The organism is Nocardioides massiliensis, from assembly GCF_030811215.1.
GTDB lineage: Bacteria > Actinomycetota > Actinomycetes > Propionibacteriales > Nocardioidaceae > Nocardioides_A > Nocardioides_A massiliensis.
Genome location: NZ_JAUSQM010000001.1, coordinates 2,765,011 through 2,786,395, shown reverse-complemented (window position 1 = coordinate 2,786,395; position 21,385 = coordinate 2,765,011). Strand labels below are relative to the sequence as shown.

Here is a 21,385-nt window from a genome sequence, read left to right as displayed (position 1 = left end):
GGGACTCCGCACGGTCAGCGGGCGCGCAGGCCGGCGCGCACCAGCGCCGCGTGCAGCCGGACGGACAACGACGCCATCTGGCTGATCGTCTCCTCGGCGCGACCATGCGCCCCGGCGTCGCGGCTGCGCCGCAGCGGCTCGACCACCTGCTCGACGAGCCCGATCTCGCGGTCGGCCGCGGTGCGGAACGCGCGCAGGTGCCGGGGCTCCACGCCGTACGCCGCGAGCTCACCGGCCGTGCGCGCGATCAGCACCGCGTCGGCGTCGTACGGCGCACTGCTGCTGGACCGGGGGCGCACCAGGCCGAAGTTCTCCAGGTCACCGAGGATCGCCTCATCGATCCCGGCCGCCTCGAGCAGCTCGGCGCGGGTGAGGCGCAGGTCGCTGGGCTCGGCGGCGAAGCTCGCCGGGTCGGGGCCGTCGCCCTGGAGGACCATCCGCGGCACGCGCGGCGCGGCGCCGGGGACCTCCGGCGGCTCCAGGCCCCGGTCGATCGCGTCGAGGTGCTCCTTGATGACCTTCAGTGGCAGGTAATGCTCACGCTGGCACTGCAGGACGTAGCGCAGGCGCTCGACGTCGGCATGCGAGAACTTGCGGTAGCCCGCCTGCGTGCGCTCGGGCTCGACCAGTCCCTCGGCCTCGAGGAACCGGATCTTGGAGATGCTCACATCGGGGAAGTCGGCGCGCAGGGCACCGAGCACCTCGCCGATGCTCATCCGCGCCCGCGCAGTCTCTGCGCGGGAGGCCGGAGCCACGGGCCTCAGCCCTGGCTGCTGGCGAAGAAGACCAGGCGGAACTTGCCGATCTGGACCTCGTCGCCGTTCTGCAGCAGGACGGCACCGTCGATGCGGTCGCGGTTGACGTAGGTGCCGTTGAGGCTCCCGACGTCGCTGACCGAGAAACCGTCGTCGCTACGACGGAACTCCGCGTGCCGCCGCGAGACGGTGACGTCGTCGAGGAAGATCTCGCTCTCGGGGTGTCGACCCGCGTTGACCTGGTCGACGTCGAGCAGGAAGCGGCTGCCTGCGCCCGGGCCGCGCTGCACGACCAGCAGTGCGCTCCCCGCGGGCAGCGCGTCGACCGCGGCAGCGTCGGCGTCGTTGAGGCCGCCATCGTCAGCGTCGGCCTTCGGCGGGACGCCGAAGGTGATCGTCGCGGTGGTCTCGCTCGGCGAGTCCGTCGACCCGGCCGCCGATCCCGGCGTGGCGTCCGTCGCGGCTGCGGTCTGGAGCCGCGTGCCGCACTGGGCGCAGAACCGAGCATCGTCCGGATTCTGGTGTCCGCACTGGGTGCAGAACGGCATGTGTCCTCCCGCGACCGACCGTCGCAACCCTCAAGCGACAGTCGAGGTTGATGGTGGGAAAAACCTATCAGGCGTACGCGAGCCGCACGCCGGGGCGGAACGTCCGGCTCAGGTGTCCAGACCGGCCTGGTAGCCGGCCGCGTCGAGCAGGCCGTCGACCTGCGTCGGGTCGCTGGGCGTGATCTCGAACAGCCAGCCCTCGCCGTACGGGTCCGAGTTCACCAGCTCGGGTGCCGCGTCCAAGGCGTCGTTGCGCGCGGTGACCTCGCCCGACACGGGGGCGTAGAGGTCGCTCACCGACTTGGTGGACTCGAGCTCGCCGATCCCCGCGCCCGCCTCGACGGTGTCGCCGACGGCCGGCAGCGACACGAAGACGATGTCGCCCAGCGCGTCCTGCGCGTAGGAGGTGATGCCGACGCGCACCACGTCGCCGGGCCGCACCCACTCGTGCTCGCTGGTGTACTTCAGGTCCTCGGGATACATCGGTGCTCCGATCACTCGTGGGCTCGGGCGGCCGAGGCTACTCGTCCTCGACCGGTGTGGCGTACTCCGCAGTGGCGATCTCGCGGACGCTGGCGATCTCGACGTCCTCGAGCCGCTCGACCACGGCGCGGGCACTGACCTGCTCGACCTGCTCGAGGAACCCGCCGAAGATGCCGAGCGCGGTCGCCAGCGTCTCGGGGTTGCCGATCGCCTCGATGACATAGGGCTGGGCGAGCTCCTGACCGTCGACGATGATCCGCCCCGGTGTCTCCCCCGCCGCGCTTCCGTCGTCGAGCGCCGTCTGCGCGACCACGCGGACCGCGTCATTGAGCTCGATCGCCTCGGCCCCCGCGTCGCGCAGTTCCTGCAGCGCGTTGAGCAGCTGGTCGATCTTCATCTGTCCGGACTCGTCGGTCACGGTCACCCGGATGCCGGGCCCGCTGGCTGGCACCGTGCCGGCCAGGATCGCCAGGGCGTCGGCCTGCTCACGCGCGCGAGCGATCGCCGCCGAGCGGCTGTCACGGTTGCTCAGCAGCGACTGCTGGGCCTGCTCCAGCTGGTTGATGTCGTTCTCCGCCCGCTGTGCCGCGGCCGAGAGGTTGTTGAGGACCTGGACCAGGTCCTCCTGCCGCATGCCCGGGTAGCTGGTCGCGGCCTCGGTCGACCGCAGCTGCACCGCTGCCGAGAAGCCGAGCACTGCCAGGATCACCGCCACGCCGAGCTGACGACGGGTGGGCTTGCGGATCGCCTGGGCGAGCCGGTCGCGTCCGGTCTCGGCCGGCACGTGCGTCGCATCCACCGCGCCGGTCGCGCGTGCGCCGTCGCCCTCGGGCGTGCGGTCGGGGACGCGCTCAGGCATGGAACAGGTGGCGGCGGATCGCCGCGACGTTGGAGAAGATCCGGATCCCGAGCACGACGATGACGCCGGTGGAGAGCTGTCCCCCGACGCCGAGCTTGTCGCCGAGGTAGACGATGAGCGCCGCGATCAACACGTTGCTGGTGAAGGAGACGACGAAGACCTTGTCGTCGAAGATGCCGTCGAGGAAGGCCCGTAGGGCGCCGAAGACCGCGTCGAGTGCCGCGACGACGGCGATCGGGAGGTACGGCTCGAGCCACAGCGGAACCTCGGGCTGCAGGATGAGGCCCGCCAGCAGCCCGATGAGCAGGCCGAGCGCGGCGATCATCGGGCGCCCACCGGCTCACTGGTGGCGTAGCGGAGCCTGAAGTCCTCCGCGCCTGGCAGAGTCAGGTTCTCTTCCCTGTTCATCGTGAAGCGCAAGCCCACCGCCCGTTGCAGGTCGAACCAGTCGGCACCATGCCGATTGTCGACGAATCGTGCAGGGATCGTATCCGGATCCCCGATCGCTTCCACGACATACGGCCGTCGGATCGCCTGATAGTTCACTGTGATCGCCGCTCCCGCCTGCCGGATAGCCGTGGTGGCCGTGACGCGCTTGCCGTTGATCGCCATCGCCTCGGCCCCGGCAGCCCACAGCGCATTGGCCAGCTTCTGCAGGTCGACGTCCATCACCCGCTCGAGGTCGCTACCGGCACCCTCCGCGTCGTCCACGACGACCTTGACCCCCGGACCCCTCACCGGCACCAGACCGGTCGCGAGGCTCAGCCGGGCGACGCGCGTCGACAAAGCGCGGCCCGCGGCGGTCTCCTCGATCAGCGAGGTCTCCAGCTCCTCGTTCTCCTGCCGCAGCGTCTCGACCCGCTCCCGGCGCGCCTCGACGACCTCGCGACGCTCGGCGATCTGGTTGATCAGCTCGTCGCGGCCCGATGCCCGGTCGTCGGCCAGCCGCGACGTCTCCAGGCCGGCGGTGACCATCAGCGCACCGAACACCGCCACCACGACGAGGCCGACGGTGCCGATGCCGCGTCGCTCCGCCGCGCTCGGCTCGGCCGGGGCCTCCTCGGAGTCGGCCGCCTGGCGGCGGCGTTCGGCGACGGCGACGTAGTCCTGGTCGAGCGACTGCGAGGTGACCAGGTCGAGCAGACCCATGGTCACCCGGTCCGGCAGCGGGCGCTCACTCACGGCACGGCCATCAGCCGCCGCCGAGCACCGGCGCGCGGCGATCGTGGTCGGCGAGCAGCTTGCGCACCTGCCAGGCGTACAGCAGGCCGGCCCACCAGTACAGCGACGTGCCCCAGATCGCGAAGGCCCACCCGAAGACCTGGGCCAGCGTCGCGACCACACCGGTGCCGTCACCGAGCAGCAGCAGCGGGAACGCGTAGAGCAGGTTGAAGGTCGCGGCCTTTCCGAGGAAGTGGACCGGAAGGGCGCTGTAGCCGCGCGTGCGCAGGAACGGCACCAGGCACCACAGGAACACGTCGCGTGCGGGCAGCAGCAGCGCCAGCCACCACGGGATGATGTCGCGCCACGCCAGCCCGAAGACGACGGCCAGGATGTAGAGCCGGTCCGCGATCGGGTCGAGGAGCTGCCCGAGCTGCGACATCTGGTTCAGCCGGCGCGCGAGGTAGCCGTCGAGGTAGTCGGTCACGCCCGAGGCCATGAGGACCAGCAGCGCCCACCCGTCGGCCTCCGGCCCCAGCACCAGCCACAGGAACAACGGGACCCCGAGCAGCCGCAGGCCGCTCAAGAGGTTCGGAACGGTCCACACACGTGCCGTCGCCTGCGCGTCGGGCGTGCTCACACCGCCTCCTGGTCACCGCTGTCCCCTGGCCGTCGCTCGCCGACGACATCCCCGATCGTGGTGCCGGTCAGCCTACGCCTGAGGAGGCCTGCCCCAGATTCGGCCCGCCCAGAGGTCTGCGGTAATGTTCCGCTCGCTTCGCTCGGCGATCCCGCGCGAGGCGTTCGGGCTGTGGCGCAGCTTGGTAGCGCACTTGACTGGGGGTCAAGGGGTCGCAGGTTCAAATCCTGTCAGCCCGACACACAAAAATGCAGCTCAGGGGCGGTTTTCGGTATCCTCCGGGACCGCCCCTGACTGCTTCCCGGACCAGTTTGCAATCAAGGCGCTAATCGGAGCCCCCGGCCGCGTGCCTACCGCTTATCTGATTCGCCCCCGCGGAGCGCCCGCGCGCCCCTAAGATCGCCGCTCAACGGCGGATGTAGGGATAGCGAATGGCGAGTTGGATCGACCGGTTCGAACGGCACGCGCTGTGGAAGACAGCGGAGGAGCTTCGAGCGGTGCTTGATGAGACTCCGCTGCCAGATGAAGATAACGACCGCGACACCGTTGAGCTAGTGCGGGTAGTCGTCGAGCGGCTCGCCGCCTATCGAACAGGCAGCGATCCGGCAGCGTTCACCCGGGCCATCCTCAGTACCGCTGATGGCGCTGTCCGTTTACTCGTGGATGCGTTCCAGGCGTGGCGCGATGGAGGTACGGACTACAAGCCTGTCGACGCTGCAGTTGACGGGGTGATCGAGGCGCTGGCGGCCTGGCCGAGCCTGACGCCGGATCAGCTTGGAGCAGCCAGCGCGTCCGCTATCGAGGGCATCACAACCAGCGCCGACGAGGCGCTCACTGCGCTCGTCACCCGCCGGGACGAACTGAAGGAAGCACTCGCAGAGGTCAAGACACAGCACAAGCAGCTGGAAGGAGTGCAGCATGAGCTCCTACAGGAACTCAAGACTGCCCGAAGCGAGCTAGAGCAGCAGTGGGTCGAAGCGCTCTCGACGGAGAAGGCGCGAGCTGACGCGGCGATCGACGACCTGAAGGGACTCCGAGACGAAGCTGCCAAGCTCGTGCACGAGTCGACGGCTCTCGTAGTCGGCCAGGAATACGAGGCTTACGCCAAGAACAAGGACTCTGCTGCACTGAAGTATGACGTTGGGGCAGTCGTCTTCGGTTTCGCGGGCCTCGCGTCTCTGGCTCTCTACCTCGCGAACGGATCTGACACCGAAAACACGGTTGCGTTCGTCGTCGCACGCTTAGCCCGGATCCACCGATGAACTTGGGTGGGTGAGCGTGGCGTAGAACGAGAATGCCCTTGCAGCACGGGAGAATCGGAGTTCTTCAGGCAACGATTCACACCAAGAGCAAGGGCATCTCTGAGGTGAAACTCTCTCACACGCTGCGATCGACGTCGGCGGTCTTCGACGATCCGAATCTCGTGTCGGCTGGCGGTCTGGTTCCGGTGCTCGCGTTGGCCGAGTCCGCCGGTCTGCGTGACCTGGCAGGTGAGCACCTGAGCGTCCCGACTGACAAGGGCGCGAACGCTGGGTTGAAGGTCGCCTCGCTGGTCGGCGGGATGGTGGCCGGCGCGGACAGCATCGATGACATGGCGCTGCTGCGGCATGGCGGGATGGGTCGGCTGTTCGCCCGGGCGTATGCGCCCTCGACGTTGGGTTCGTTCCTGCGGGCCTTCACTTTCGGGCACGTGCGCCAGCTCGACGCGGTCGCCTCGCGCTTCCTGATCGCACTGGCCGGCCTCACCGGCTTGCTCGGTGCACCGGCCGCACCCGCAGCCGACGATGCCGGCGACACCGACACCGACACCGAGGTGGATCGCGGGTATGCGTTGGTCGATGTCGATGACACGATCATCGAGGTTCACGGCTATGCCAAGCAGGGCGCCGGGTTCGGCTACTCCGGGGTCCGCGGCCTCAACGCACTGCTCGCTACCCTCACCACCGCCACGAGCGCGCCGGTGATCGTGGCCCAGCGGCTGCGCAAGGGCTCGACCGGGTCACCGCGCGGTGCGAAGCGTCTGGTCGGCGATGCAGTGAGGACCGCCCGAAGGTTGCTCGGCAAGCCTCACCCGGTCCTGGTGCGGATGGACTCGGCGTTTTATGGCCGTGGGCCAGTCCATGCCGCGATTGCTCGTGGGGCCGCGGTGTCGGTGACCGTGCGGATGGACAAGCGCGTCAAGGCCGCGATCGCTGCGATCGGCGACGACGCGTGGACCACGATCGAGTACACCGATGCCGTCTTCGACGAAGCCAGCCAGCGGTGGATCTCCCGGGCCGAGGTCGCCGAAATCGACTTCACCGCGTTCGCTGCGCAGAAGAAGACCGACCACGTGCCGGGCCGGCTCGTGGTCCGCAGGATCCCGGACTTCAACGCCGAGAAGAACAAGGCCGCCGGCCAAGACACCCTGTTCGACACTTGGCGCTTCCACGCCTTCTTCACCACCACCGACGCCGACGTGCTGGACACCGTCGCCGCCGACAAGATTCACCGCCATCACGCGGTCATCGAACAAGTCCACGCCGACCTCAAAAGCTCCGCGCTGGCCCACCTGCCGTCCGGGGTGTTCACCGCCAACGCCGCCTGGCTGGTGCTCGCAGTCATCGCGTTCAACCTGACCCGAGCCGCCGCGAGCCTGACCGACCCGCAGTTGGCAAAGGCGACCACCGCGACGCTGCGTCGCAAACTGATCATCGTGCCTGCACGGGTCGCGACCTCAGCACGCCGGATCACCCTGCACCTCCCACGGGCCTGGCCATGGGAAGCCGCCTGGACAGCACTGCTCGACCGAGTCAACGACCCGCCACCGGTCCTCGCGGCCTGATCATCCAGCAGCCAGTGCTGCGCGACCCGAGGACCAAGTGGACAACACCGGACAGCGAGGTCCGGCACATCATCGCGTCCAGATCTGGTTCAAGTCGCCACGACCGCCATCAACTCATCCGACCCGGCCGATCGGTGGATCCGGGCTTAGGGCTCACCCTCGGTGCTTTAGTCATCGGCGGTTTCCTCGCGGCGCGAGGGGCTGAGCAACACCGAGAAGCAAAGGAGGCGCACCGCACGGCGCTCGCGTTGAGCCGACTGGCACCGTTCATCGCAAATCTTGACCATGACGCCCGAGAGGTCCTCACAGTCGAGACTGCGGATCGCATCTTTTACGCGGGGTGAGTTGGGCCACACCGCGATCGAACGTGAGTCGTCGCTCAGCCGTCTAACCCGGCGACGCGAGCAGCACGCAGCAGCGACCGCGGCGACGGCGGATGAAGCTTCGGCGTAGCCGGAGAGTTGTGACCTCACTACTTGTGACCACGGAGCTTGTTAGCGGGTGCGACAGCACAGCTGCCGAGCCTTGCTCGTGCCGCGCGAGCTAGCCACGCCTGCGGCGGCAGAACTCCTTGACGCGCTCACAAGGAAGCGGTCAGAACAGCGGTTGGGTGTCGTCGCTCGGGTGGCGCTTCTCTGCCTGGAAGTACGGGATCAGTGCTGGGGGCAGGTTAGGGCGCTCGCCAGCTAGTAGCGCCTCCACCGTCATGATCTGCACGAGCGGGTAGCGCTGCCCATTCGCCGGGTGGGTCCACGCCCCACTCTGGTTCGCCGCTTCGATCATCCCCCGTGTGGGCGGGTTCATCGTTACCAGGATCCCGAGCTCGGCACGTTGCGACTGCACGGTCCCTATCAGGTCGCGCACGTGACCGGGGTTCGTCGCGCCACCCTTGACCGAGACGAGCGTGCGTCCGGTGTTGCCCTTGCCGCCGAGCGGGAATCGGATGACACCGTCAACGCCCCTGTCGCCAATCTGCTTCTCATTGGGCTGACCTTCGACCAACATCACGCACCAGCGTTCGAACTCGAAGGGCGACCGCTTGAACAGCGCTGCAGCTCCGAGGAGGTCACGCGGGATCCCGAGCATCTCGTAGGTGTCGCGGATGCCTTCGCCGTAGGTGGCTCGTAGTCGCGCGTCGATCAGGTCGATTGACAGCGTCGTGACGTCGATTCCGATCCACCTACGTTCAAGCCTCTGCGCAGCGTCGACCGTCGTCCCGCACCCGCAGGACGGATCCAGCACCACGTCGCCGGGATTCGACGAGACCGCGATTATCCGCTCAAGCAACGCCACAGGCTTCTGCGTCGGGTGGGTCTGGGTGCCGGCAGTCACCGAGTCGGGATCCTCCGGTGTCGGTGTCGGTGTGGGGGTCGGTGTGGGGGTCGGGCTCGGGGACGGCGTGGGGGGAGGTGTCGTGGACTCGCCCATCACCTGGGCGACGGTCTGGACCTGGGTCGTGGACGGTCGCTCGGAGAGCCAGGCGACGAACGCTGTGAAGGTGGCGATGTCGATCGAGTTCGTCGCACAGCCGGCACAGGTCCGGTGGAACACCAGGGGCACCCAGCCGCCATGGTCCTGCTCGGCCTGCTCGACGTACGTCTGGAGCATCTCGAGCGTGGTGTCGGACTTGACCGAGCTGTTCGTCTTGATCTGCCACCGGTCGACGGGCGGGATCGTGTCGGCGGTCGCGCACAGGTAGCACCCGTAGGCCGGAGAGCGAAGGTCGCCGACACCGCGGGCGCTGGTGTAACCGCACTCGGCGACGGCCTCCTTCGCCGTGGGGCCCGTCGAGCCGAACGGGTACGCGAAGCTGCTGACGCGGTAGCCCATCGCGACGAGGTTCGCGCGGTCGTCGCAGATCTGGCGCTTCGCCTCCACGGTGGAGACGTCGGCGAGGTCGACATGGCCCAGCGTGTGCCCACCGATCTCGTGGCCTGTCGCGACGAGGGCGTCGGCCTGGGCGCGGGTCATGTAGAGCGAGGTGGTGCCCAGACGGGGGCTGTTGACGTAGAAGGTGCCGCCCATGCCGTACTCGCTGAGCACCGTCGCCGCACCGACCTGGTCGGCGAAGCCGTCGTCGAAGGTGAAGGACACCGTCGTCGGCTCGCTGGCGAGCGCCAGTGGTTCCGGCTCCTCGTCGACGCTGACCGTCGTGGTCGCGGTGTCCTGCAGGCCGGATTCGTCGAACGCCGTCATCGCGATGGTGTAGGTGCCGGGCTCGGAGTAGTGGTGCTCGACGGACGAGGCCGGCTGGGCCTTGGTGCTCGACCCGTCGCCGAAGTCGAAGGAGTAGCGGGTCACCCCTCCGTCGTCGCGTGAGCCGCTGGCGTCGACCGACACCGCGAGCGGGGCCAGGGGACCCTTCGGCGTGGCCGTCACCCGGGCGGTCGGTGCCGCGTTGGGCGGACGGGCCGGGTCGCGAGGCACGACCCGCACCACGGTGGAGGCCGCCGCAGATCCGCCGTCCCCGTCGGTGACGGTCAAGGTCACGACGTACCGGCCGGGTCTCGGGTAGGCGTGTCGCGCAGTCGCCTCGACGGTCGGGCCTGTCGAGGCGCCGTCACCCCAGTCGAAGGTGTACGACGTGACCTCGACGTCGTCGGTCGACCCGGAGCCGTCCGCCACGATGGTCTGCGACGCCATGGCGGACGGAGAGCTCACGACCAGGTCGGCCACCGGCGTCGCGCCGGTGAGGGACGGTGCGGCGCTCGCCGGGGTGCGGGGTGACGTGCCCGCGACCACTGCGACGACGAGCACCAGCACCGCTGCCACGGTCGTCGCGAGCGCCAGCGGTCGCGTCGGGCGCACGGAGGGGCAGACGCGGGGCGCACCGCAGTTGGTCACGGCTCATTCGAGCCCCGAAGCGCAACGGAGACGTCAACCGCGGCGTCGGAGCAGCCGGATCTCCTGGACCACCAGGACCGCGATCGTCAGCGCGGTGAGGGGGACGACGAAGCCCAGCATCACCGTGCTGAACGCGGGGAGCGCATCGTGCTGGGCGGCCGCCAGCAGCAGGTAGGCCACGTAGCCGGCGTACATCGCCAGGAAGACGCCACCCTCCCAGCGCGCGATGACCATGCCGGTGAAGAGGATCGGGAGCAGGGCCAGTGCGACCGCGATCATCACGGGTACGTCGAAGCGGATCGCGGCGGCCTCGACCGGCACGCCGTCCGGCGCGATCACGGCGGTGAGTCCCAGGACCGCCGTGAGGTTGAAGACGTTGCTGCCGACCACGTTGCCGACGGCCATCTCGGTCTCGCCGCGGATCGCCGCGATGACCGAGGTCGCCACCTCCGGCAGGGAGGTGCCGACCGCGACGACGGTCAGCCCGATCACCAGGTCGCTGACGCCGAAGGCGGTGGCGATGCTGGTGGCGGCCGAGACCAGGAGGCGGGCACCGAGCACGAGCAGGGCGATGCCGACGACGACGAGCACGACGTCGACGAGGGGCCGCGAGAGGGCCGGTACGGCGGCTCCGGGTGGCGGGTCGTCGGTGCCGGCACGACGCCCGAGCAGGACGGTCCAGACGACGTACGCCGCCAGCAGCGCGACCAGCAGCACTCCGTCGACGCGCCCGATCGAGCCGTCGAGCATGAGCAGCAGCGCCAGGACCGACACCACGATCACGAAGGGCACGTCGAAGCGCACGAGCTGCCGCTGCGCTGCGAGCGGCAGGATCACGGCGGCAAGACCGAGGACGAGGAGGACGTTGGTGATGTTGCTGCCGACGACGTTGCCGACCGCGAGTCCGGGCGACCCCGACAGCGTGGCGTCGAGGGAGACGGCGAGCTCGGGAGCAGAGGTCGCGAACGCCACGATGGTGAGGCCGACCACCAGCGGGGACATGCCCAGTGTCCGGCCGAGCCCACCGCCCCCGCGCACGAGGAGCTCACCGCCGCCGATGAGCAGCACCAGACCGACGACGAGGGATACCGCCACCACGAGGCTCACGAGACGAAGTCTACGGAGACGTACCGTGGAGCACCCGTCGAGAAGGAGTCCCATGAGGAAGACACCGCCCAGCCGTGCGGTCGCCGGGGTCGTCGTGGCGCTGGCCGTGGCCCTGACCGGCTGCTCGGCGCAGGACGGCCAGGAGGCGGACGCACCGAGCAGCGCAGCGTCCGAGCCCGTGCCGGCACCGGCCGAGGTCGAGGACCTGCTGGCTGGACACGCCCTGGACGGGATGAGCGCCGTGCAGATCATCGACCATCTCGACAGGCTGGCGCCGGCCGAGCGGCCGAGGGACCTGATGGCGTCGGTGCGGCCCGGGGAGCTGATGCTCACCTCGGACGCCGGGAGGTCAGCCTCGACGTGCCCGAGGACCGCTTCTACCTCGCGGTCGCGCCGTACGTCGACCAGACCCACGAGTGCTTCTACCACTCGCTGACCACGTGCCTCGGCGAGCTCGACTCCGCCGACGTCCGGGTGAAGATCGTCGACGAGGCCAACGACGAGGTCCTCGTCGACGAGGTGCGCACCACCTTCGACAACGGCTTCCTCGGCTTCTGGCTGCCCCGCGACATCGAGCGCGGGTGTCCGTGAGCGTCCGCCCTCCCCGCGCGCGTGGTCCGGTGTCACACCCGATGTCACGGACTTCCCGGGACCGGCCCGGACGGAGGATCACGGATAGCCGGTCAGGACGTGGCCCACGACCACCACGGACCAGCATCCCGGACCAGGGATCACGGTCTGTCTGCTCTGGGGGTCAAGGGGTCGCAGGTTCAAATCCTGTCAGCCCGACCGTGTGATGTCCCAGGACATCGAGGACAACGGACCTACGAAATCGTAGGTCCGTTCGTCGTTTCCAGGCGTGGGGCGTGTGCCGTCAGAGACCCAGCTCGGTGAGCCCGGGGTGGTCGGCCGGCCGCGGCCCGGAACGGTCCCAGTGAAACAGTCGATCCGCATCGTCGATCGGAATGTCATTGATGCTGGCGTGCCGCTGGCGCATCAGGCCGTGCTCGTCGAACTCCCAGTTCTCGTTGCCGTGCGAGCGGAACCACTGACCGCGCGGGTCGTGGGACTCATAGACGAAGCGCACCGCGATCCGGTTGTCGCCGTGGGTCCAGACCTCCTTGATCAGTCGGTACTCGAGCTCGCGCTCCCACTTCTGCTGAAGGAACGCGACGATCTCGGCGCGGCCCGTGACGAACGTGTCCCGGTTGCGCCACCTGCTGTCCGGTGTGTAGGCGAGCGAGACCCGTTCCGGGTCGCAGCTGTTCCAGGCGTCCTCGGCAGCGCGAGCCTTCTGGGCCGCGGTCTCTGGGGTGAAGGGCGGAAGGGGTGGGCGTGCGTCCATCTGTCGAACCTAGTAGATCGACGCCACCGTCCGAGGTCTCCCGCCACGCTCACCGTCGCGAAGAGGGCTGGGGCCCTCTGTCCCGGCCAGTGGTGATTCGAGTCACACCCAGGGCCCGACCCTCCTAGGCTCAGCGCCACCACCCGCCGCCGCGGGACCCGACCTGCCGGATCCCACCCCTCACAGGAGGCCTCCGTGAAGTTCAACCTCGCCACCGTCTTCGAGACCGTCACCGACGCGGTCCCGGACCGGGTCGCCCTCACCTACCAAGGTCGCAACCTCACGTACGCCGAGTTCGACCGTGAGGCCACCCAGGTCGCGCACCTGCTCTCAGCGTCGGGGATCCAGGCCGGCGAGCACGTCGCGATCTTCCTGAAGAACTGCGTCGAGCACGTGACCACGATGGTCGGGCTGCTGAAGATCCGCGCCGTGCCGATCAACGTGAACTACCGCTACACCGACGCCGAGCTCGACTACCTGTTCACGAACTCCGACTCCGTCGCGGTCGTCGTCGAGGAGCCCGAGCACCAGGAGTCCCTGGCGCGGATCCTGGACCGCCTCCCCCTGGTCCGCACCGTCTTCGTCGTCGGCACGGCCGAGCAGGCGCTGACCGCAGCCGCCGAGGCGCGCGGCGTCGCGGTGGTCGACCACGCCGACTGGCAGCAGCAGTCGACCGAGCGTGACTTCGCACCGCGCACGGGCGACGAGCACTACATCCTCTACACCGGTGGCACGACGGGCTACCCCAAGGGCGTCGTCTGGACCCACGACGACCTGTTCCACAAGCCGCTGTCGGGCGGCAACCCGTACGGCGACCCGCACCCCGACCTCGAGGCGATCGCCACCGCCGCAGTGGCCATGCCGCCGATCTCGTTCCTGATCGCGGCACCGCTCATGCACGGCGCGGCGTCGTACGCGATGTTCTTCTACTTCATCTTCGGCGGCCGGTTGGTCATGCTGCGTGACTTCGACCCCGCCAAGATCGTCGACGGCATCGCCCACGACGGCCTGCAGAGCCTGCTCATCGTGGGCGACGCGATGGGCATGCCGCTGGCCGACGAGATGGAGCGCCGCAAGGACGAGGTCGACTACTCCGGGTTGTTCATGTTCACCTCCGGCGGAGCGATCTGGTCGCAGGCGTGCCGCGACCGGTTCCGCGCGCTCGCTCCCAACGCGATGCAGCGCGACAACTTCGGCGCCTCGGAGTCCGGCAACGACGGTGAGATCAGCCTCGACGAGAACGGCAACCTGCGGGTGCCGGCGACCGACACCATGCTCGTCGTCGACGACAAGCTCAACGAGCTGCCGCCCGGGCCCGACAACGTCGGCCTGATCGCGCGGACAGGCCGAGTGCCGCAGGGCTACTACAAGGACGAGGAGAAGACCGCGCGCACGTTCCGCACGCTGCCCGACGGGCGCCGCTGCTCGGTGCTCGGCGACATGGGCTACCGCGACCACGACGGCTCGATCGTGTTCCTCGGCCGCGGCTCGCAGTGCATCAACACCGGCGGCGAGAAGGTCTACGTGGAGGAGGTCGAGAACGTCCTGCACGGCCACCCCGACGTCGCCGACGTCCTGGTGGTCGGCGTGCCCGACAGCCGGCTCGGCGAGCGGGTGACGGCCGTGGTCTCGGCGCGCGAGGGCCGCAACCCCACGCTCGAGGACATCCAGACCTTCGCCCGCCAGTCGCTGGCCGGCTACAAGGTCCCGCGCGACCTGATCGTCGTACCGGCCATGAAGCGCACCCCCGCGGGCAAGGCCGACTACAAGTGGGCGAAGTCGGTCGCGAGCGAGCAGGAGGTCGCGCCGGCCTAGGACGCGGTCCCCTCAGCATCTCGAGAATGGTCACCCGTGACGCATCCGGCACCTCCGGATCGGCCGCGGGTGACCATTCTTCGTCTCCGGACTGGGTACACCTCCGTCATGAGCACCCCCCGACCGGTGAACCAGCTCGCCCGCGCCGGTGGCGCGATCCTCGCTGCCGCCACCGCGGCCGTCGACGCCGTACGCACCGCGGAGAAGCCGCTGCACCCGCGCGGCGAGGTGTGGGAGGCCACGCTCGAACGCACCGGTCACCCCGGCCCTCCCACGGGGGTGGACTGGATCGACGAGCCCGGCACCGACCCGGCGCTGGCCCGGGTCTCCACCGCCATCGGGCTGCCGACGGGGTGGCCGGACTTCCAGGGCCTCGCGCTCCGCGTCGACGTCGAGCACGGGTGGTCCGACCTGCTGCTGGCGAGCACCGGCAGCGGCGCGCTCACGCGGTTCCTGCTCCGCCCGGCCCGCTCGCCGCACTCCCCCGCACTCACCACGCTGATGCCGTACCGCGGGCCGCACGGACCGCTCGTGCTCGGAGCCCGCTCGACCGGGCCCGACACGTACGCCGTCGCCTGGGCGAGCGCGCGGGGGCCGTGGCGCACGTTCGCCGCTCTGCGGCTGCTGCGACCGGCGCCGCAGGAGATCTCCTTCGACCCGCTGCGGTTCCCGCCTCCGGGCCTGGACAACTACCGCTGGACCGCCCGGCTGCGGGAGCCGGCGTACCGCTCCGCCCAGGACGGACGCCGCGCACCGGACGCCGGCGCGCCCGACTGAGCCTGCCGCCCCGACTCGCCGTGGGCGATGTGACGCGTCAGGCTCCGCGGGAATGGTGACACGTCACCTTTTGTTTGACAGGATGTAAGTGACGCATCACCAAGTGATCAGCCGCACACAGCCGGGAGGCCACCATGCAGATCGGGATCTTCACCGTCGGGGACGTCACCACCGACCCGACCACCGGGCGTACGCCGACCGAGCACGAGCGGATCAAGGCGACCGTCGCCATCGCGAAGAAGGCGGAGGAGGTCGGCCTCGACGTCTTCGCCACGGGTGAGCACCACAACCCGCCGTTCATCGCCTCCGCACCGACCACCACGCTGGCCTACATCGGCGCCCAGACCGAGCGGATCATCCTGTCGACGGCCACCACCCTGATCACGACCACCGACCCGGTGCTGATCGCGGAGAACTACGCGAAGCTGCAGCACCTCACCGACGGCCGCGTCGACCTGATGATGGGGCGGGGCAACACCGGGCCGGTCTACCCGTGGTTCGGCAAGGACATCCGCGAGGGGATCAACCTCGCCATCGAGAACTACGCCCTGCTGCACCGCCTCTGGCGCGAGGACGTGGTGAACTGGGAGGGCCGGTTCCGTACCCCGCTGCAGGGCTTCACCTCGACGCCGCGTCCGCTGGACGGTGTCGCGCCGTTCGTCTGGCACGGCTCGATTCGCAGCCCCGAGATCGCCGAGCAGGCGGCGTACTACGGCGACGGCTTCTTCCACAACCACATCTTCTGGCCCGCCAGCCACACCCGGCAGATGGTCGCGCTCTACCGCCGCCGCTTCGAGCACTACGGCCACGGACCGGCCGACACCGCTATCGTCGGCCTGGGCGGGCAGTTCTTCATGCGCAAGAACTCCCAGGACGCCTGGAACGAGTTCCGTCCCTACTTCGACAACGCTCCGGTCTATGGGCACGGTCCGTCGCTGGAGGACTTCACGCAGGCCACCCCCCTGACGGTCGGCTCGCCCCAGCAGGTGCTCGAGCGCACGTTGTCGTTCCGCGACTACGTCGGGCACTACCAGCGCCAGCTGTTCCTCGTCGACCACGCCGGCCTGCCCCTGAAGACGGTGCTCGAGCAGCTCGACCTGCTCGGCGAGATCCTGCCCGCCCTGCGCGAGGGCTTCGCCGAGGGGCGTCCCGCGCACATCCCCGACGCGCCCACCCACCGCTCGCTGGTCGCCCAGGCCGGCGGCGCGGTCGACGCCACGGTCTATGCCGCCCCCGACGCGGCCACCGGTCGCCGCGCGGAGGACACGCAGGAGGCGTCCGCATGACCCGCATCGTCGTCGTCTCGGCAGGCCTGTCGAACCCCTCCAGCACCCGGCTCCTGGCCGACCGCCTCGGCGCGGCCGCCGCCGAGGCACTGGAGGAGGCCGACGTCGCCCACGTCGAGCTGCGCGAGCTCGCCCACGAGCTCACCGACCACCTGCTGACCGGATTCCCGGGTCCCGCGCTCGCGGACGCGATCGAGCAGGTGCGCTCCGCCGATGGGCTGATCGCGGTCACGCCGGTGTTCTCGGCGAGCTACTCCGGACTGTTCAAGACGTTCTTCGACGTGCTCGAGCAGGGACTGTTGGAGGGCACCCCGGTGCTCATCGCAGCGACCGCCGGCACCGCGCGGCACTCGCTCGTGCTCGACCACGCCCTGCGACCGCTGTTCGGCTACCTCCGGGCCGTGGTCGTGCCCACCGGTGTGTTCGCCGCGACCGACGACTTCGCCGGCCGGGACCTCGACCGCCGCATCCACCGCGCGGCCGGCGAGCTGGCACTGCTGGCAGGCAAGACAACACCCGGCGACAGCGCCACCCCGCAGCGCCGTACGCCGCAGGACGAGCTCGCCGAGCCGACACCCTTCGAGGAACTCCTGCGACGTGCCAGCGGAGCGGAATAGAACGTGTTTCACTAAGCCACGTCGCACCCCTCCGACGAACGGACGCTGACATGGCACGCGTGCAGGACAAGGTCGCTCTGATCAGTGGCGGTGCCCAGGGCATGGGCGCCGCCGACGCCCGCATGCTGGTCGCGGAGGGCGCGCGCGTGGTCATCGGCGACATCTCCGATGAGCAGGGCAAGGCGCTGGCCGACGAGCTCGGCGACGCGGCGCACTACGTCCACCTCGACGTGCGCGAGCCCGACCAGTGGGAGGCGGCCGTGGCGGCTGCCACCGCGCAGTTCGGGAAGCTCGACGTGCTGGTCAACAACGCTGGCATCGCCAACGGCGGGCCGATCGGGAAGTTCGACCTCGAGGCGTGGCAGCAGGCGCTGGACATCAACCTCACCGGGACCTTCCTGGGGATCCGCGCCGCGACCAAGGCGCTGATCGCCTCCGGTCGCGGCTCGATCATCAACATCTCCTCGATCGAGGGTCTCCGCGGCACCCCGTGGACGCACGCCTACTCCGCCACGAAGTGGGCCGTGCGGGGGTTGACGAAGTCCGTCGCACTCGAGCTGGCCGCCCACAACGTGCGCTGCAACTCCGTGCACCCGGGGATGATCCGCACGCCCATGACCGCCGGCATCCCCGACGACATGCTGACGATCCCGATGGGACGGCCCGGCGAGCCCGACGAGGTCGCGGCGTTCATCGTGTTCCTCGCCAGCGACGAGTCGTCGTACGCCACCGGCGCGGAGTTCGTCGTTGACGGCGGCACGATCCAGGGCGTCCCGCACAAGTCCTGAACTCAGGTGCCCTCGTCGACGGCGGCGCCCCTACGGCGGATCCCGCGGTAGATCCCCCACCGCACGATCACCGGTTGCAGGACGCCGCGCACGACGGGGCGCGGGATGCGGAACCCCCGCCCGTCGGGGGCGAACACGACCAGTCCGTCAGGTTGAGGACCGAGGACCGAGCCCCACCGACGGCGCGGCGCCTGGTAGGTGCGCAGGGTGCGGCCGGCGAGCTCGGCCCGCACGTTGTGAGCGACGACCTGGTGGCCCTTGTTGCGCGCCGAGGTGCGCAGCGGGTCGGTGGCGGCGACGTCGCCCACGGCATACACCCCCGGCGCGTCCGGCACGCGCAGGTCCGGGCCGACCCGCACGAAGCCCGCATCGTCGAGGAGTGCCGGCGGGAGCCAGTCCGTGTTGGGCCGCACCGCACCCACTGCCCAGATCACCGCATCTGCTCTCACCGGCTCCTGCCCGGTGGACCACCGGACCGGGCCCGAGGTGATCTCCGTGGGCGCGCCACCGGCCGGCAGCTCGGCACGGTGCCCCGGATGGATGCCGACCCCGAGTCGCTCCAGCCGCGCACGCACGGCGCTCCACACCCGGCCGTGGTGGTGCGGCAGCGCACGCTCCCCGGGGAAGTACAGGTCGACGCGGGTGTCGGGCCACCGGGCGGCGAGGTTGCCTGCCGCGCTGACCGCGGCGGCTCCGCCCCCGACCACGACGATCGAGCCCGACTCGGCGAGCCGGCGGTGGGCCGCCAGCAGGTCGGCCTCGACCTCGGCGACGGTCTGCAGGTCCGGCCGGCGCCAGAAGCCGTTGCGCACCCCGGTCGCCACCACCAGTGCGTCGTACGTCAGGTGCTCGGACGCGCCGTCGGGCAGCGTTACCGTGACGCGCCGTCCCGCGACGTCGAGTCCGCTCAGCGTCCCGTGGACGGTGCGGACGGACCGCGCCGCGCGGAACCGGTCGAACCCGATGCGGTAGTCACGCGCCCACTCGTCGGGGCGGGCCAACCGCAGCCCGAGCTCCTGCCCGCTGACGAGTCCGGGCTTGGTCGACACCCCGACGACGTCGGCGTGCCGCGCGAGGTGGATCGCCGTCAGCAGGCCGGAGTCGCCCAGACCCGCGACGACGACGCGGGGGCGGGTCATCGGGCGGCGGCCTCGCGGGCGCGGGTGCGTCCGGGAGGGCGCGGGAAGAGCCGGGGCACCCGGTCGACGACGTCCTGGTAGGCCGGACGCCGCTCGAGGCTGCGTCGCTCCATCATCGGGATGCTCGCGCCGTAGAACATCGCCAGCATCCCGGCGACGCCCACGAGTGCCCACCACGCCGACGGGTCGGCGGCCAGGCCGAACAACGCGACGCCCGCCCAGAACCCGAGCTCGCCGAGGTAGTTCGGGTGTCGCGACCATGCCCACAGGCCGCGCTCCATGACCTCGCCCGGCCGGCGGTCGCGCACGAAGCGGTGCATCTGCGCATCAGCCACGGTCTCCAGCAGGATGGCGCCGAGACCGACGACGACGGCCAGCACGTCCAGCCAGCCGACCGCCCGGTCGCCCCGCGTCGCCACGACGTACGCCGGCAGCAGCGCCAGGAAGACCTGCAGGGTCGGGACCAGGTGGATCGCGAAGAGGTCGGCCAGGAAGCCGAACCTGCCCGCGCGCTCCCGCAGCAACGCGTAGCGCCAGTCCTCGTGGTGCAGGCCGGGGAACGCGTAGATCCAGTTGGCGGTCAGGCGGACGGCCCACAGACCGACGACGCCGAGCAGCAGGCCCAGACGCAACGGGTCTCCTGCGACATCCGCGCGGTCCGCCTCGACCCACCACGCCGCGACCAGCAACGGCGGCAGCACGCTCCAGTAGGCGTCGTAGAAGCTGGAGTTCCGGTGCAGCCGGCTGGCCGCGAAGATCACCAGGGTCGCCAAGACGTCGGCGATCAGGCCGTCCAGCCACAGCCAGCGGGTGTCGGGGCCGGCGAAGAACCAGGCCGCACCCACGGTGATCGCGACGACGTAGACGAGGGCGACGCGCAGCAGGGAGGAGGGCTTGTTCGCCATCGCGGCAGCGTAGTGGCGCCGCTGCCAGCTGGAACAGGTTTCAGTTCATCTGGTCCAGCGGCACCTCGTGCCGCCACGACCACAGGGCCGCGGCCCAGGCGGCGCTCAGCAGCACCAGCGCCGCACCGATCGCCCACTGCAGCGCCCGGCCCGGGTCGTCGTACGCCGACAGCGCGATCTGATAGGTGGTCATCACCAGTGCGGCACCGATCGCGGTGCCGATGCGCTGACCGGTCTGCAGGGCTCCCCCGGCGGCGCCGCCCATGCGGGTCGGGACGTCGGCGAGCGTGAGGGTGAAGTTCGGGGAGATCACCGCGCCACCACCGAGTCCGGCGACCAGCAGCGGCAGGGCGAAGACCAGCCACAGCGCACCGCTCTCGCCCCAGGGCACGACCAGGGCGAGCACGCCCACCGCGAGCATCATCACGCCGAGCGCGACCACGGTGAGCACCCGCCCGACCTTGGAGACCAAGCGTCCCGCAATGAGCGACGAGATCGCCGAGCCGATCGCGAACGGCACGAGGACGAGGCCCGTCTGGAGCGCGCTGATGCCGAGCCCGTCCTGCAGATAGACGCTGAGCACGAGGAAGATCCCGGTGAACCCGGTGAAGTAGAGCGAGCCCACGGCCAGCCCGCTGGCGTAGCCCGGCACCTTGCGCAGCAGGCCGACGTCGAGCAGCGGCGCGTGACCGCGGCCGACCACGCGCCGCTCCCAGCGCACGAACGCATAGCCCAGGACGGGGGCCAGGAGGAGCAGCAGGAGCGGGAGCCGGCTCCCGCCCTCGGCGCTGACGACCGGGTAGAGCACGCACAGCACCGTCGCCCCGAGCAGCACCGCGCCCAGCAGGTCGAGGCGCGGATCCGGTCCGGCGTCCGGGTCCCGGCCGGGGACCATCCGGGCGATCGCCACCAGCAGCACCAGCCCGATCGGGACGTTGACCAGGAAGATCCACCGCCACCCGTCGGCGGACCCGCCGAGCGCGATGATCAGTCCGCCGAGGACGGGGCCGATCGCGGACGAGATCGAGACGGTCAGGCCGAAGATGCCGAAGGCGGTGCCGCGCTCGGCCCCGCGGAAGAGCGTCTGGATCAGCCCGGAGTTCTGGGGGGTCAGGAGTCCGGCGGCGAAGCCCTGCACGAGCCTGGCGGCGATCAGGGTGCCGATGGTCGGCGCCAGCCCCGCGGCAGCGCTCGCCAGCACGAAGCCGGTCAGTCCGATGAGCATCATCCGGCGCCGGCCCCAGGCGTCGCCGAGTCGCCCGCCGATCACGAGCGTGAGGCCGAACGCCAGCGCGTAGCCGGAGATCACCCACTGGATGTGGGCGGCCGTCGTCTCGAGGGAGGCGCGCATCGAGGGGATCGCGACGTTCACGATCGTCACGTCGAGCAGCACCATGAAGCCGACGCTGACCGTCACTCCCAGGATGCGCCAACGGGCGGGATCCGGGGGCTGTTGGTGCACGTGGACGAGAATGCCCCAGGGGCGCAAGGG

Annotated in this window: 21 protein-coding genes and 1 tRNA gene; 9 read left to right on the top strand and 13 right to left on the bottom strand. The window is 70.1% G+C overall.

Translation table 11 applies throughout. The annotated features are described in order from the left end of the window. Positions 1-14: 14 nt before the first annotated feature. The 7 genes from ftsR to clsA form a co-directional block, all read right to left on the bottom strand. Entirely contained in the window at positions 15-716 is a 702-nt protein-coding gene (ftsR, locus tag J2S59_RS13840) for a transcriptional regulator FtsR (RefSeq protein ID WP_068122484.1), read from the bottom strand. Positions 717-760: 44 nt separating this feature from the next. After that, a complete protein-coding gene (locus J2S59_RS13835; RefSeq protein WP_068122482.1) occupies positions 761-1,303 on the bottom strand; it encodes a double zinc ribbon and FHA domain-containing protein in 543 nt (180 codons plus the stop codon). Between the two features lie 108 nt (positions 1,304-1,411). After that, complete coding sequence (gene gcvH / locus J2S59_RS13830; protein WP_068122489.1) at positions 1,412-1,786, bottom strand: glycine cleavage system protein GcvH; 375 nt, start codon at positions 1,784-1,786, stop codon at positions 1,412-1,414. Positions 1,787-1,823: 37 nt separating this feature from the next. Further along, positions 1,824-2,645 (bottom strand): DUF881 domain-containing protein, encoded by an 822-nt coding sequence (locus J2S59_RS13825; protein ID WP_068122477.1) that lies wholly within the window; start codon positions 2,643-2,645, stop codon positions 1,824-1,826. Continuing rightward, positions 2,638-2,970 carry a small basic family protein gene (locus J2S59_RS13820; protein WP_068122470.1) on the bottom strand — a complete coding sequence of 111 codons (333 nt, stop codon included), beginning with the start codon at positions 2,968-2,970 and terminating at the stop codon, positions 2,638-2,640. Before J2S59_RS13820 ends, J2S59_RS13825 begins: the two co-directional genes overlap by 8 nt. Further along, positions 2,967-3,794, bottom strand: a complete 828-nt coding sequence (locus J2S59_RS13815) for a DUF881 domain-containing protein (protein ID WP_181642242.1) — start codon at positions 3,792-3,794, stop codon at positions 2,967-2,969. Before J2S59_RS13815 ends, J2S59_RS13820 begins: the two co-directional genes overlap by 4 nt. A 43-nt stretch (positions 3,795-3,837) precedes the next feature. After that, complete coding sequence (gene clsA / locus J2S59_RS13810; RefSeq protein ID WP_068122464.1) at positions 3,838-4,446, bottom strand: cardiolipin synthase ClsA; 609 nt, start codon at positions 4,444-4,446, stop codon at positions 3,838-3,840. A gap of 165 nt (positions 4,447-4,611) precedes the next feature. Here clsA and J2S59_RS13805 point away from each other — a divergent pair. The 3 genes from J2S59_RS13805 to J2S59_RS13795 all read left to right on the top strand — a co-directional run bounded on the left by J2S59_RS13805 (position 4,612) and on the right by J2S59_RS13795 (position 7,270). Then, positions 4,612-4,685: transfer RNA gene (locus J2S59_RS13805), tRNA-Pro, on the top strand. A 192-nt stretch (positions 4,686-4,877) separates the two neighbouring features. Beyond that, entirely contained in the window at positions 4,878-5,708 is an 831-nt protein-coding gene (locus tag J2S59_RS13800; RefSeq protein ID WP_068122457.1) for a hypothetical protein, read from the top strand. Positions 5,709-5,812: 104 nt separating this feature from the next. Further along, positions 5,813-7,270: an IS1380 family transposase gene (locus tag J2S59_RS13795; protein WP_306825462.1), complete on the top strand. Its 1,458-nt coding sequence runs from the start codon at positions 5,813-5,815 to the stop codon at positions 7,268-7,270. 594 nt (positions 7,271-7,864) lie between these two features. Here J2S59_RS13795 and J2S59_RS13790 read toward each other — a convergent pair. Together J2S59_RS13790 and J2S59_RS13785 are read right to left on the bottom strand one after the other, a co-directional pair. After that, positions 7,865-10,114 (bottom strand): PKD domain-containing protein, encoded by a 2,250-nt coding sequence (locus tag J2S59_RS13790; protein ID WP_068122439.1) that lies wholly within the window; start codon positions 10,112-10,114, stop codon positions 7,865-7,867. Between the two features lie 33 nt (positions 10,115-10,147). Further along, positions 10,148-11,221, bottom strand: a complete 1,074-nt coding sequence (locus tag J2S59_RS13785; RefSeq protein ID WP_306825223.1) for a calcium/sodium antiporter — start codon at positions 11,219-11,221, stop codon at positions 10,148-10,150. A gap of 120 nt (positions 11,222-11,341) precedes the next feature. Here J2S59_RS13785 and J2S59_RS13780 point away from each other — a divergent pair, with 120 nt between their 5' ends. Further along, positions 11,342-11,812 carry a CueP family metal-binding protein gene (locus tag J2S59_RS13780; protein WP_281366691.1) on the top strand — a complete coding sequence of 157 codons (471 nt, stop codon included), beginning with the start codon at positions 11,342-11,344 and terminating at the stop codon, positions 11,810-11,812. A 283-nt stretch (positions 11,813-12,095) separates the two neighbouring features. On the opposite strand, the gene J2S59_RS13775 is transcribed toward J2S59_RS13780, so the two are convergent. Beyond that, positions 12,096-12,566 carry a nuclear transport factor 2 family protein gene (locus J2S59_RS13775; protein ID WP_068117507.1) on the bottom strand — a complete coding sequence of 157 codons (471 nt, stop codon included), beginning with the start codon at positions 12,564-12,566 and terminating at the stop codon, positions 12,096-12,098. Between the two features lie 195 nt (positions 12,567-12,761). On the opposite strand from J2S59_RS13775, the gene J2S59_RS13770 reads away from it, so the two are divergent. The 5 genes from J2S59_RS13770 to J2S59_RS13750 all read left to right on the top strand — a co-directional run bounded on the left by J2S59_RS13770 (position 12,762) and on the right by J2S59_RS13750 (position 17,849). Then, positions 12,762-14,381, top strand: a complete 1,620-nt coding sequence (locus J2S59_RS13770) for an AMP-binding protein (RefSeq protein WP_306825222.1) — start codon at positions 12,762-12,764, stop codon at positions 14,379-14,381. A 108-nt stretch (positions 14,382-14,489) separates the two neighbouring features. Next, a complete protein-coding gene (locus J2S59_RS13765) occupies positions 14,490-15,158 on the top strand; it encodes a hypothetical protein (RefSeq protein ID WP_181641398.1) in 669 nt (222 codons plus the stop codon). 134 nt (positions 15,159-15,292) lie between these two features. After that, positions 15,293-16,444, top strand: coding sequence for an LLM class flavin-dependent oxidoreductase (locus J2S59_RS13760; protein ID WP_068116340.1), 1,152 nt, complete (start codon positions 15,293-15,295; stop codon positions 16,442-16,444). Continuing rightward, the gene (locus tag J2S59_RS13755) at positions 16,441-17,061 is read left to right on the top strand and encodes an FMN reductase (protein ID WP_068116338.1); all 621 of its coding nucleotides are present in this window, start codon (positions 16,441-16,443) and stop codon (positions 17,059-17,061) included. Before J2S59_RS13760 ends, J2S59_RS13755 begins: the two co-directional genes overlap by 4 nt. Before the next feature lie 50 nt (positions 17,062-17,111). After that, entirely contained in the window at positions 17,112-17,849 is a 738-nt protein-coding gene (locus J2S59_RS13750) for a glucose 1-dehydrogenase (protein ID WP_068116336.1), read from the top strand. 2 nt (positions 17,850-17,851) lie between these two features. Here J2S59_RS13750 and J2S59_RS13745 read toward each other — a convergent pair whose 3' ends face one another. The 3 genes from J2S59_RS13745 to J2S59_RS13735 are packed head-to-tail and all read right to left on the bottom strand — an operon-like array spanning position 17,852 to position 21,355. Beyond that, positions 17,852-18,988: an FAD-dependent oxidoreductase gene (locus J2S59_RS13745; protein ID WP_068116334.1), complete on the bottom strand. Its 1,137-nt coding sequence runs from the start codon at positions 18,986-18,988 to the stop codon at positions 17,852-17,854. Beyond that, entirely contained in the window at positions 18,985-19,893 is a 909-nt protein-coding gene (locus J2S59_RS13740) for a DUF1295 domain-containing protein (RefSeq protein ID WP_181641397.1), read from the bottom strand. Before J2S59_RS13740 ends, J2S59_RS13745 begins: the two co-directional genes overlap by 4 nt. 40 nt (positions 19,894-19,933) lie before the next feature. Further along, the gene (locus tag J2S59_RS13735; RefSeq protein ID WP_306825221.1) at positions 19,934-21,355 is read right to left on the bottom strand and encodes an MFS transporter; all 1,422 of its coding nucleotides are present in this window, start codon (positions 21,353-21,355) and stop codon (positions 19,934-19,936) included. Positions 21,356-21,385 lie beyond the last annotated feature (30 nt).